The organism is Moraxella marmotae, assembly GCF_042219885.1.
Taxonomy (GTDB): Bacteria; Pseudomonadota; Gammaproteobacteria; order Pseudomonadales; family Moraxellaceae; genus Moraxella; species Moraxella marmotae.
Genome location: NZ_JBHJHR010000002.1, coordinates 577,694 through 590,119 on the forward strand (window position 1 = coordinate 577,694; position 12,426 = coordinate 590,119).

Consider the following 12,426-nt stretch of genomic DNA (forward strand, 5'->3'; position numbering starts at 1 on the left):
ATTTTTTGATAAGGTTAAGTTATGACTGATAAATATTCACCAATTTTGGCAAATTATCCGCCCAACTTATCCGCCCAGCCGCTCAAGCAATGCCAAAAATTCATCTTCGCTGACAACGCTCACCCCAAGCGTGGTCGCCTTGTCAAGTTTGCTGCCTGCTTTTTCGCCAGCCAATAGCCGTGTGGTCTTGGCAGAGACGCTGCCTGACACCTTTGCCCCCAGTGCCAGCAGCTTATCTTTGGCTTCATCACGCCCCATCGCACCAAGCGTGCCAGTAATTACCCAGGTCTCACCTGCCAGTGGCAAATCGGCAGTATCAGCGGCGGCAAGCGGCTGCCAAGTTACGCCAGCGGCAAGCAATGCCTGCACCACTTCGATGTTATGCGTGGCACGAAAAAAGTCATAAATTGACTGTGCGGTTACTTCACCAATGTCGGCAACTGCTTGCAAATGCTCAAGTTTGGCGTCCATAATCGGTTGTAAGTCGCCAAATTCTTGAGCGAGCGATAACGCCGTGCTTTCGCCCACACCACGAATGCCTAGAGCGAAAATAAAGCGTGGCAAGGTGGTTTGTTTGGATTTTTCGATGGCGGCAAGCATTTTACTAACCGATTTTTCGCCCAAACCTTCTAAAGTCATCAAATGCTCGGCGTGCGTGTGCAGCTGATAAATATCGGCAACACTTTTGATCAATTTCATCTCAAAAAACTTAATCAGCCACTGACCGCCCAAGCCATCAATGTCCATCGCACGGCGTGCCACAAAGTGGATCAACGCCTCTTGTTGCTGGGCACTGCAGTACAATCCGCCTGTACAGCGTGCCAAAGCCTCGCCCTCTGGCAGCACCACAGGCGAATCACACACAGGGCAAGCCGTAGGCAGAACAATTGGGCGTGCATCACTGGGCCGCAAATCACCAATCACGCCAGAGACCTTGGGAATGACATCGCCAGCACGATGGACATTGACCATATCGCCAATCATCACATCAAGGCGGTTGATTTCACCAAAATTGTGCAAAGTTACATTACTCACCGTCACGCCGCCGACATTGACAGGCTCAAGTTTGCCCACTGGCGTTAGTGTGCCAGTTCGTCCCACTTGCCACTCAACATCAATCAAGCGTGTCGGCACGGTTTCGGCAGGGAATTTGTAAGCGGTTGCCCAGCGTGGCTCACGACTCAAAAAGCCCAAGCGATTTTGTAGTGCCAAATCATTGACCTTAACCACCATGCCGTCAATCTCAAACGGCAAACCGCTGCGAGTTTTGATGACATTTTCATAATAAGCCTGAATTTCATCATGCGTATGAGCGATGGCAAATGGCGAAGTCTCAAAACCCAAATCGCCAAGCCAAGCCATCGCCGATGACTGCGTGGCGATATGCTCAGGCAAGCCTTGATTGACCGAATAGCCAAAAAACGCCAACGGTCTGGCAGCAGCGATGGCAGGATTGAGCTGACGCAATGAGCCTGCTGCTGCATTTCTGGGATTGGCAAAAGTTTTTTCGCCACGCTCGATACTTTGGCGGTTGAGCTTATCAAAACCTGCCTTGGGCATCAGCACCTCGCCACGAATCTCAAGCCATGCAATCTGCTCGCAGCCTGCCAAAGTCAGCGGCAAATTGCGAATGGTTTTGACATTGTGCGTAATGTCCTCGCCAACTTGTCCATCGCCTCGAGTAACCGCCTGCACAAATTTGCCGTGCTGATATTTTAGCGACACCGCCAGCCCATCAAGTTTTAGCTCCATCTCATATTCGCCGATTGGCACGCCGAGCCGCTCATTGGCTCGCCGCAAAAATCCTGCCAAATCTTCACTATTAAAGACATTACCCAAAGACAGCATCGGCACATCGTGTGCCACTTGGGTAAAAAACGGCAACGGCTCACCGCCAACCGTATTAATCGGACTGTCCGCCTGCACCAGCTGGGGGTATTGATTTTCAAGTGCCAACAGCTGCTGACGCAAGCCATCATATTCACCGTCCGAAATGCTCGGCTTATCCAGTACATAATAGGCGTGATTGTGCCGCTTTAGTAGCGTAATCAACGCACGCATTTGCTCGATAATGGTCGATTCGGTTGTCGCTTTGGCTGTGGCTTGATTTGTGCTGCCATCATCGGTAGCGTCATCAAAAAAAGAAATCTGCTGATTTGTCATATCGCTCATCGGTTTGTTATTTATAAAATTTAAATGATAAATTTAACAAAATTATCAATTTATAACACATATTAAAACTTGCATATTTAATCAGCCTTGAGCAAGCAAGTCAATAACAAAGCAGCCACTGCCAAACTTTTATTTATTGGCTGTTCAATTTTTTGTCATCAGATTTTAAGGGATTTTGGCAAATTTGCCCTGTATCATTCAACGCTAAAGTGTAACAATTTGCTTAAATTTTATACAAAATTTTGACTTCGGTGGCAAAGTGCGGTAAATTTGATTAAATTTTGTACCAAATCAAGGGAACTGTCATGGCCAATCACCCAACCAATGCACTGCAATCCGCCCATCTGGCACTAAAAAACCATCTGCAAAAACAAAATATCCACATCTCATGGCAACGCTACGGCATCGAAGCGTTAAATTTTATGGCGTTGGGGTTGTTTTGCTCGTTGATTTTGGGATTGATTATCAAAAATATCGGCACTTGGCTGCAATTATCATGGCTGGTTGAGATTGGTACGCAGGCACAAGCCATGATGGGAGCAGCCATCGGTGCTGGCGTCGCCCACGCACTCAAAGCACCGCCACTGGTGATTTTGACATCGGTCAGTACAGGGTTGGCTGGGGCAAGCATGGGCGGTGCGGTTGGGGCGTTCGTGGCGGCATTAATCGGTGCTGAATTTGGCAAATTTGTCCATCGCACCACGCCGATTGATATCATCGTTACGCCAATGGTAACGCTGATTGTCGGCATGGCGGTCGCTGGCTTTGTCAGCCCTTGGATTGATGCGTTAATGCTGTCACTTGGTGAGCTGATTATGTGGGCGGTCGAGCTGTCGCCTGTGCTGATGAGCGTGGTCGTGGCGGTGGTGATGGGCTTGATGCTGACTTTGCCCATCTCCAGTGCTGCCATCGCCATCAGTCTAAACTTGAGCGGTCTGGCAGCAGGGGCGGCAACCATCGGCTGTGTATCGCAGATGGTCGGCTTTGCAACAATGAGCAAAAAAGACAACGGTATCAGCGGCGTGCTGGCTTGCGGCTTGGGAACGAGCATGATTTTGATGCCAAATATCCTAAAAAATCCCAAAATCTGGCTGCCACCAACCTTGACCAGTGCGGTTTTGGCACCGTTTGCCACCGCCATGTTTGGCATGAGCAATATCCCATCAGGGGCAGGCATGGGGACATCTGGGCTGGTCGGTCAAGTCGGCACGCTAAATGCCATGGGCATGCAGCCGTCTACTTGGGCATTGATGGCGGTGTTTCATTTTATTTTGCCTGCGTTTTTGACTTGGCTGTTTGCCAAATGGTGTTATCACAAAAACTGGATAAAAGCTGGCGATTTGACGCTCAATCAATCTTAGCTCTTGCAGATTTTGGGTGCATTTGGCAAAAGTTTGGCGAATGCTTGGTAGTAAATATTTGGCAACTTACAACCAATCTTGGCACAATGTTATTTGTCCATGCTGCCGATAATATAGCGATAATATTACCGACAATTTGCCCAAAAAAGCCAATCAAAAGTGATGATTTGGCAAATTTTACCGCCAAAGCCAGTGCAATTTTTTGGGAAAATTGGTATCATTGGCGGCATCAATCGCCATGCTCGGCAGGCGAAAACCGCAACCATTTTAAGGTAATCACATGAGCGTCCCATTAAATATCCATGTTATCGACCACCCTTTGGTGCGTCATAAGCTGTCCTTGATGCGTGAAAAAGACACCAGCACCTACAAATTTCGCACCCTGACCAATGAGCTTGGACGGCTGATGGCGTATGAAGCCAGCCGTGATTTTAAGATTGAAAGTTTTCAAATGCAAGGCTGGTGCGGACAAATCACTGGCGAACAAATCAAGGGTAAGACCGTTACCGTTGTGCCGATTTTGCGAGCAGGTCTTGGTATGCTTGATGGTGTGCTGGACCTACTGCCGACCGCCAAAATCTCGGTTGTCGGCTTGCAGCGTGATGAAGAGACGCTTGAGCCTGTACCGTTTTTTGAAAAATTCGTCAATGACATCGACCAACGCCCTGCGTTAATCTTAGATCCGATGCTCGCCACAGGCGGCAGCATGGTCGCCACCATTGATATGCTAAAAAAACACGGCTGCACCAACATCAAAGCCTTGGTACTCGTGGCAGCTCCTGAAGGCGTGCGTCTGGTCAATGATGCTCACCCTGATGTCAAAATCTACACCGCCGCCCTAGACAGCCATCTTAACGAAAACGGCTACATTATCCCCGGCCTTGGCGATGCTGGCGATAAAATCTTTGGCACTAAGCAGTTTGATTGACCAAGTTTTTGGTTTAAATAAACTGGGCAAATGGATTGTTATCTGTTTGCTCGGTTTTTTATGGAATATTGGGAAATGATCAATTTATCAATCATCTAAAAACACCCCAAAATCTCGTATTTGGGGCGTTTTTAAGATTTTTTAGAATTAATGATTAATTTAAATCAACGATCAAAACGGAATGTCATCATCAGCCATGCCTGATGCTGGGGTGATGACATTTTTGTCAGCGGCAGGCGTGGCAGCAGGCGGCGGTGTCGCTGGGGCTGCTGGCGGTGCTGGCGGCTGCTGGAATGAATGGTTTTGTGCCATCGTATTGCCTTGAGCCATGCCTTGGTTTGGTGGATTTTGGGCAAAATTGTCCTGATAACCTTGATTCATCGGAGCGGCATTGCCTTGCGGATAGGTAGGCTGACCGCCAAACTGATTGGCTTGGTTAAAGCCGCCTTGGTTCATGCCGTTGCCCATGTTGTTTTGATAGGCGTTTTGATTACCTGCTTGGCGTGCGTAGTTTTGGTTGCCTGCTTGGTAGCCGCCTTGATTGCGGTAGTCGTTTTGACCGCCAGCGTAGTTATTTTGATAGCCGCCGCCATTGTCATTACCGCCACGAGAGCCAAGCATCTGCATGGTGTCGGCACGCACTTCGGTGCTGTAACGCTCTTGTCCTGTTTGTGCATCTTGCCATTTGCGAGTCCGCAGGCTGCCTTCGACATAGATTTGTGAGCCTTTACGCAGATATTGGGCGGCGATTTCCGCCAGTTTATTATTAAACACCACACGGTGCCACTCGGTATGCTCTTTACGCTCACCTGTGTTGCGGTCATTCCAACGCTCAGAAGTCGCCACCGATACCGTGGCAATCATGCCGCCATTATCAAAATTACGCACTTCTGGGTCGTTGCCCAAATTGCCCACAAGAATGACCTTATTAACGCTCATACGATTTCCTTTGTTGCTTTAAAAAGTTAATAACCAAAAATTTTAGACCAAATTTGATAATTTTTGATATTAAAGATAACGATTGCTCAAATTGTTTACTTTACGAGATTTTGGTCAAAATTGCCATCAATTTTTGCAATTTTTGCCAAATTCACCAAAATAATGGCAAATGGCGTCGCCTAGCTTGCCAGCATCGGCCGCAAAAATCTGCCAGTGTGCGAACGCTCGTCCGCTGCCACCGTCTCAGGCGTGCCAGTGGCGACGATTTGACCGCCATTGCTGCCGCCTTCATAGCCCAAATCAACAATCCAGTCGGCGGTTTTTATCACATCTAAATTATGCTCAATCACCACCACCGTATTGCCACGATCACGCAAAGTGTGCAAAATGTGCAGCAGTTTGGCAATGTCATGAAAATGCAGCCCTGTGGTCGGCTCGTCCAAGATGTACAAAGTCTGCCCTGTGTCTCGCTTAGCAAGCTCTTTGGCAAGTTTGACACGCTGTGCCTCACCGCCTGAGAGCGTCGTCGCTGACTGCCCCAAGCGGATATAGTCCAGCCCCACCTCATGCAGTGCCTCAAGTCGGCGATGAATGGCAGGAATCGCCTCAAAAAACACCATCGCCTCCTCAACCGTCATATCCAGCACATCGCTGATGGATTTGCCCTTGTATAGCACTTCTAAGGTCTCACGGTTATAACGCTTGCCATGGCAGGCATCGCATGGCACATACATATCTGGCAAAAAGTGCATCTCAACCTTAATCAAGCCATCGCCTTGGCAGACCTCACAGCGGCCACCTTTGACATTAAAGCTAAACCGCCCTGCTTTATAGCCTCTGGCTCTGGCCTCTGGCGTCTGGGTGAATAAATCTCGTATCAAGGTAAACACGCCTGTGTAAGTGGCAGGGTTACTGCGTGGTGTGCGTCCGATGGGGCTTTGGTCAATGTCCACCATCTTATCCAAATGCTCAAGCCCTGTGATTTTTTCGTATTTTTCAGGGACCAGCGTGGTGGCGTTATTGAGCGATGTGGCGGCCAGTGGCATCAGCGTGCGGTTAATCAAGGTTGATTTGCCAGAGCCTGACACGCCAGTGATGCAGGTCATCACGCCGATGGGGATTTGCAAATTGACATTTTTTAGGTTATTGCCACTTGCTCCATCAAGGCGGATAAATAGCGGCTCTTGGACGGTTTTTTTGCCTTTTTGGACGCTGATGGTCTTAGGCGTGTGGCGAATGCTTGGCACGGCGATGCGGCGTTTGCCAGACAAATATTCGCCCGTCAATGAGCCTTCGGTATTTGCCACTTCTTCGGCAGTACCTGCCGCCACGATACGGCCGCCATGCACGCCTGCACCGACGCCGATGTCAATGATGTGATCGGCTTGGCGAATGGCATCTTCGTCATGCTCAACGACGACCACCGTATTGCCCAAATCTCGCAAATGCGTCAAAGTGGACAGCAGGCGGTCATTATCACGCTGGTGCAGGCCGATAGACGGCTCATCAAGCACATACATCACGCCCATCAAGCCTGCACCGATTTGGCTGGCAAGTCGTATCCGCTGTGCTTCGCCGCCTGAGAGCGTCTCTGCCGAGCGTGCCAAAGTCAGATATTCCAAGCCGACTTTGGTCAAAAAGCCCAACCGCTCACGGATTTCCTTAAAAATCTTATCGGCAACTTCGCCTTTTGCACCGTCAATTTTAAGATTTTCGTAATAATGCCACGCTTCGCCGATGGGCATTTGGATAATATCACCAATGCCCTTGCCGTCCACACGCACATGGCGAGCGATGTCGTTGAGTCGTACGCCACCGCAGGCATTACAAGTGGTGTCCGACAGATATTGCGACAGCTCATCACGCACCAAATTGCTGGTCGTGGTGGCGTAGCGGCGTTCTAAATAAGGCAAAATGCCTTCAAACGGCACGGTCTTGGTCGTCTTGCGTCCACGCTCATCTGTGAAGTTAAACTCAATTTTATCTTTGCCAGAGCCATTCAAAATCACCGCTTGCTGCTTGGCTGGCAGCGACTGCCACGGCATATCCATATCAATCTGATAATGACGGCAAACGGTGGACAGCAGCCCAAAATAATAAGCGTGCCGCTTATCCCAGCCATGTATCGCCCCTTGGTTGAGCGATTTTTCGGGGTGGGTAACGATGCGTTCGGCAGCGAAATATTGCCGCTTGCCCAAGCCATCACACACAGGACACGCCCCAGCAGGATTATTAAAGCTAAACAATCTTGGCTCAAGCTCACTCACCGCACGGTCGCACACTGGGCAGGAATGTTTGGCGGATAAAATCTGCTCATCATCGCCATCAGGATTGCTGTCCATGTGGTGTAAGATGGCAATGTCATTGCCCAATTTGAGTGCCACTTCCAGACTTTCGGCGACACGATTGCCCAAGTCTGCACGCACCTTAAAGCGATCCACCACCACTTCGATGCTGTGTTTTTTGTTTTTTTCTAGGCTGGGCAAATCGTCCGTTTCATAGATCACGCCATCGATACGAACACGCATAAAACCCTGGCTGGGCAACTGCTCAAGCAGGGCAATATGCTCGCCTTTGCGTTCACGCACCACAGGTGCTAAAATCATCAGCCGTGTATCGTCAGGCAGGCTCATGATACCATCAACCATCTCGCTGATGGTCTGTGCCACCATCGGCTCGCCATGCTCAGGGCAATGCGGCACACCCACCCGAGCAAACAACAGCCGCAGATAATCATACACTTCGGTAATCGTGCCGACCGTTGAGCGTGGATTGTGGTTGGTGGATTTTTGTTCAATGGCGATGGCAGGGGACAAGCCTTCGATGCTGTCCACATCTGGCTTTTGCATTTGGCTCAAAAACTGGCGTGCATACGCCGACAGACTCTCCACATAGCGGCGTTGTCCTTCGGCATACAAGGTATCAAACGCCAGCGACGATTTGCCAGAGCCTGATAAGCCAGTAATCACGACAAATTTATCTCGTGGAATGTCCACATCGATGTTTTTTAGGTTGTGCGTGCGTGCGCCACGAATGGCGATTTTATCGTGAGCCATAAGATGCCTTTTGTTGATTGACTTTTGGTAAATGCTCTTTAATTTAAATTGCTTTTAGATTGCCTTTACATCGTCTTTGGGTTGTTAATTGAATGATCAAATTTCTATAAAACACCCTTATCATGGGGGCGATTGTGGATTTTTAAAGTCATCAATGATGGCATGATGGCGACCAATCATGCCGCTGATTGCCCATAATTCAATAACCTTGTTGTTTTAGCGTTTTATAGCCCAAGCAGCCGTCTTTTGAGCCGTTATCACAGGCTTTGCCGTACCAAGATTTGGCGGCTTTTAGGTTTTTGGCGACGCCTTGCCCATATTCGTGCATCACGCCTAAGCTGTACTGGGCATCTTCGTCATCTTGGGCGGCGGATTTTTGATACCAAGTTCTGGCTTTGGCGTAGTCTTGCTTAACGCCTTGACCATAATAATACATCTCGCCCAGATAATACTGAGCCACCGACTCGCCCTTATTTGCCGCCGAAGTCAGATAACGCAACGCTTCGGTGTTGCTTTGGCGTATCACCGAACCATCAAAATACATCATACCCAAAAACATCTCAGCCACTGGCTGACCTTGTTTGGCAGCTTTTTCGATCCATTCCTTGGCATCAAAACTCATCTCGCTTTCTTCTTCAATGAATGCTATCGCCACCATCAACTGAGCATCGGCATCGCCTGCCATGGCTTTTTGGGCGATTTGCTCGGCGTCAAGTGCCAACAGCTCTGCCGAAGGCTGCCAATCTGCCAGCACAGGCTGGGCAAATACAGCGGCAGCAAGCGACAATAAGGCAAATAATTTTTTCATAGCATCTCCCTAAACTGAATCAACTGACCCAAAATCAGATAAAAAAAATTATAAACAAGACCATATTTGATTGCAAGGTGTGGGGCGATCGGCTTGCCGTCTATACTTGCATTTCTAACGATTGCAAAAAAGCAACCAAAGCTCTTTTTTGGTTTTGGTTAAGATTTTGCCAACTTTGATCCAATTCATCATTACCGTCAGTTTGCTGCATAAAATCGCTGAAAAAATAACTGATGGGCGTTTTTAAAAATGTCGCTATCGTCACCAAATGAGCCACATTAATCTTATTTGTACCCCGCTCATAGCGAGAAAGCTGCGGCTGAGAAATGTCCACTTGTTCGGACAACCATTCAGCTGTATAACCTTTTTCTTTGCGTTTTTGTTGAATCCGCTGACCTATCAAATAATCCACATTGGTAGGGGGAAATTTTGCCATCACAAGCTGCCTTAAAAAAATATTCAATGAATGAATATTTTTCTTTATTTTTATGCTTGATTACAGGAACATAAAAGTATATTATATGAATAAAATATTCTTTTATGTTATATTCACTATTTGTTGCGAGGAAATTATGAATACGCTTAAAAAGTTAATTTTGTGTTTTGCTGGCATTGGTGCTTTACTATGCTCAACTGCCGCAAATGCGTTTGGTGCGTCCGACTTATTTGGGTCAAATGATTTGTTTGGTCCTGGTCCATTTGATAGTCCATCAGGCAATTCATGGGTAAATGCAGACAGAACTGGTTCTGAGGCTCGTGGTTATTCTTACGCTGTTTGCTACTACCAAACTTCAAGTTACTCAAACTTCCCTGATCATAACTTTTCAATAGTTATCAAAGGCAGTGAGTACAACTGCCCATATTCCATTAAATACAACCCTGTAACTGGTCAATGGAAATAATGTTTACGGTTAACTATCTTTTTATCATTTAAAAACACAGACAGATTGGGAGATTTTCTCAATCTGTTTTTTTTAATTTATCATTGATATAAACTTGCTATAATAGCCGAACTCATACGCTATTTTTAGATATATTCATGACCAAAACCATTCGCATCTTTTTGGGTGGCTCGTTTGACCCTATTCATCACGCACATTTGCAGATGGCATTGGCTGTTTATCGCACTTTACAAGCGGCGACACAGCAACCCATCAGCATTCACCTGCTGCCCACCGCTGGCAATCCCTTCAAAAATCCGCCCACGCCTGCGATCCATCGCATCGCCATGATGCAGCGTGCCATCGCATCTTTATTAACTCAAGGCATCGCCATTGGCATTGATACTCGTGAGCTTGAGCAGCCGCCGCCTGTTTATACCATCGATACGGTAGCACAGCTGTGCCAATCTTATGCCGATGACATGCTGATTTTTGTCATCGGTGGCGACAGTCTGGCTGGACTGCATCGCTGGAAGTCGTATGATGCACTGATTCGGCAAATCAAGATTTGGGCATTTGAACGCATCGGCGATGATGGGCAAATTGATGCCGATATTGCCAAGCGATGCACCGATGATTTGGATAAGTTTTTGGCAACAGACAATCAAATTTTTATTGATAAAACACCCATCGCCGCCATGTCGTCAAGCCAAATTCGCACACTGATTGCCCAAAATCATCAACAAGCCGCCGCCACGCTCATCGATGATGATGTTTTGGCGTATATTATGGCAAATCATCTGTACCAAGACGCCAAAACTGTGGTATAATTTACAGTTATCGTGTTAAAAATACTTAAATTATGACCGCATTAACTTTAGAACAAACGCTCAATTTGGTCATTGAGACCTTAGACGACCTAAAAGCCAAAAACATCACCACCTTGACCATCGAGCATCTGACCGAGATTGCCGAGCGAATCGTCATCTGCGACGCCACCAGTAAGCGTCATGTCAAGGCATTGGCGGACAAACTGGGTGCTGCTATGAAAGATGCAGGACTCATGCCACTGGGCCGTGAAGGCGACAAAGACAGCGATTGGACACTGGTGGACTTAGGTTCGGTGGTGGTGCATATCATGACGCCACAAGCTCGTGAGTTTTATGACCTTGAAGGCTTGTGGTCATCGCCAGATACTCTTAAGGCTTTGAGCGTCCAAAAAGACTGACAAAACCGATGGGCGATTGACTGCCCTACCCAAAACCCAAACTGATTTACCCATCATCATACGGATAACTGGACTGACCAAAGGCCCAAGTTATCCGTTTTTATTTGGCTGAATTTTGGTAAGTTTGGCGGGTTTGGTGATTTTAGCAACTTTGAATGGTTTTGATAGCTTTGGTGGTTGTGATAATTTTGCTAAATTGTCTATGCTCGCAAGCGATAATACCACGGATAAGACACGCCATAGCCAATGTGCAAAAAATTTGCCAAAATTTTGCCAGTCAAACCCCAAACCACTTCTGCTTGCCCATCGTGATTGTTGTCAGTGCGACCATCATTAATCAGCCACGCTGGCGTGTGCAGTTTTTGCTTTGTCAATGCCTTTCGATAAAACACATAATCACTGGGCGGTGTGCCGATGAGCTGTGGCAAATCCGCCCAAAACAGACGGCAAATCTCATCTTGACTGGCAACCAGTCGAGACGCCATCTGGCTGGTGATGCTAGCGACCACAGGGCGGACGAGCAGCCCTTTTTGGGAAATCTGCATCGGCAAAAACCCAAGCAAAGTGCTGTCATCAGCCAGTAATCCCACTTCTTCAAACGCTTCTCGCAGTGCCACCTGATAAGATGAGCCATCGCCCACATCACGCTTACCACCCACCAGCGACACTTCACCTGCGTGGCTAGACAGCGTGCTGGCACGGCGAGTGAGCAAAATGCGTGGCGTGTCTTCATCGGTAATCGCCAACAAAACGCAAGCGTGTGGCTGCGGCTTGGCGACCAGTAGCCGCTGATAATCTTGGTGCAGTTTGGCACGCATCGCCTTATCCAGCAAATCATTATCATCAAACAAAAACAAAATGTCCTGACTGCGGTGCTGCATCAGTGCTTGACTTAACGCAAAAAATCGGTGCTGTGGTGCGACGCTGACTGGCGTTTTGTCCAAAAAATCATGAGCAAACAACAAAGGCTTGGTAAGCAAAAAATCATTCATGGCAGATTCATCGATGGCTTTTATTTGTGTTTTTGGTCAAATTATTTTAAACTAAACTTGG

At 47.7% G+C, this 12,426-nt stretch carries 11 protein-coding genes; 5 read left to right on the forward strand and 6 right to left on the reverse strand.

The genetic code is table 11. From position 1 onward, the window contains the following. Positions 1–66: 66 nt before the first annotated feature. Positions 67–2,163, reverse strand: a complete 2,097-nt coding sequence (gene ligA / locus ACFBZI_RS02915) for an NAD-dependent DNA ligase LigA (RefSeq protein WP_511381401.1) — start codon at positions 2,161–2,163, stop codon at positions 67–69. Positions 2,164–2,477: 314 nt separating this feature from the next. Here ligA and ACFBZI_RS02920 point away from each other — a divergent pair, with 314 nt between their 5' ends. Continuing rightward, on the forward strand, positions 2,478–3,533 hold the full coding sequence (locus ACFBZI_RS02920) for a PTS sugar transporter subunit IIC (protein WP_375714947.1): 1,056 nt from the start codon (positions 2,478–2,480) through the stop codon (positions 3,531–3,533). Between the two features lie 280 nt (positions 3,534–3,813). Continuing rightward, on the forward strand, positions 3,814–4,461 hold the full coding sequence (upp, locus tag ACFBZI_RS02925) for a uracil phosphoribosyltransferase (protein WP_375714948.1): 648 nt from the start codon (positions 3,814–3,816) through the stop codon (positions 4,459–4,461). Between the two features lie 171 nt (positions 4,462–4,632). On the opposite strand, the gene ssb is transcribed toward upp, so the two are convergent. The 4 genes from ssb to ACFBZI_RS02945 all read right to left on the reverse strand — a co-directional run bounded on the left by ssb (position 4,633) and on the right by ACFBZI_RS02945 (position 9,700). Beyond that, positions 4,633–5,400 (reverse strand): single-stranded DNA-binding protein, encoded by a 768-nt coding sequence (gene ssb / locus ACFBZI_RS02930; RefSeq protein WP_375714949.1) that lies wholly within the window; start codon positions 5,398–5,400, stop codon positions 4,633–4,635. 179 nt (positions 5,401–5,579) lie between these two features. Further along, entirely contained in the window at positions 5,580–8,456 is a 2,877-nt protein-coding gene (gene uvrA, locus ACFBZI_RS02935) for an excinuclease ABC subunit UvrA (protein WP_375714950.1), read from the reverse strand. Between the two features lie 199 nt (positions 8,457–8,655). Next, positions 8,656–9,264 (reverse strand): tetratricopeptide repeat protein, encoded by a 609-nt coding sequence (locus tag ACFBZI_RS02940; protein WP_375714951.1) that lies wholly within the window; start codon positions 9,262–9,264, stop codon positions 8,656–8,658. A 100-nt stretch (positions 9,265–9,364) separates the two neighbouring features. Next, on the reverse strand, positions 9,365–9,700 hold the full coding sequence (locus tag ACFBZI_RS02945) for a helix-turn-helix domain-containing protein (protein WP_375714952.1): 336 nt from the start codon (positions 9,698–9,700) through the stop codon (positions 9,365–9,367). 136 nt (positions 9,701–9,836) lie between these two features. On the opposite strand from ACFBZI_RS02945, the gene ACFBZI_RS02950 reads away from it, so the two are divergent. From ACFBZI_RS02950 to rsfS, 3 genes are all read left to right on the forward strand, one after another. Further along, on the forward strand, positions 9,837–10,166 hold the full coding sequence (locus ACFBZI_RS02950) for a hypothetical protein (protein ID WP_375714953.1): 330 nt from the start codon (positions 9,837–9,839) through the stop codon (positions 10,164–10,166). 137 nt (positions 10,167–10,303) lie between these two features. After that, positions 10,304–10,975, forward strand: a complete 672-nt coding sequence (nadD, locus tag ACFBZI_RS02955; protein ID WP_375714954.1) for a nicotinate (nicotinamide) nucleotide adenylyltransferase — start codon at positions 10,304–10,306, stop codon at positions 10,973–10,975. A 32-nt stretch (positions 10,976–11,007) separates the two neighbouring features. Further along, complete coding sequence (rsfS, locus tag ACFBZI_RS02960; protein ID WP_375714955.1) at positions 11,008–11,373, forward strand: ribosome silencing factor; 366 nt, start codon at positions 11,008–11,010, stop codon at positions 11,371–11,373. 200 nt (positions 11,374–11,573) lie between these two features. Here the strand turns inward: rsfS and ACFBZI_RS02965 are convergent, their stop codons facing one another. Continuing rightward, a complete protein-coding gene (locus ACFBZI_RS02965) occupies positions 11,574–12,365 on the reverse strand; it encodes an NUDIX hydrolase (protein ID WP_375714956.1) in 792 nt (263 codons plus the stop codon). Positions 12,366–12,426: the final 61 nt, after the last annotated feature.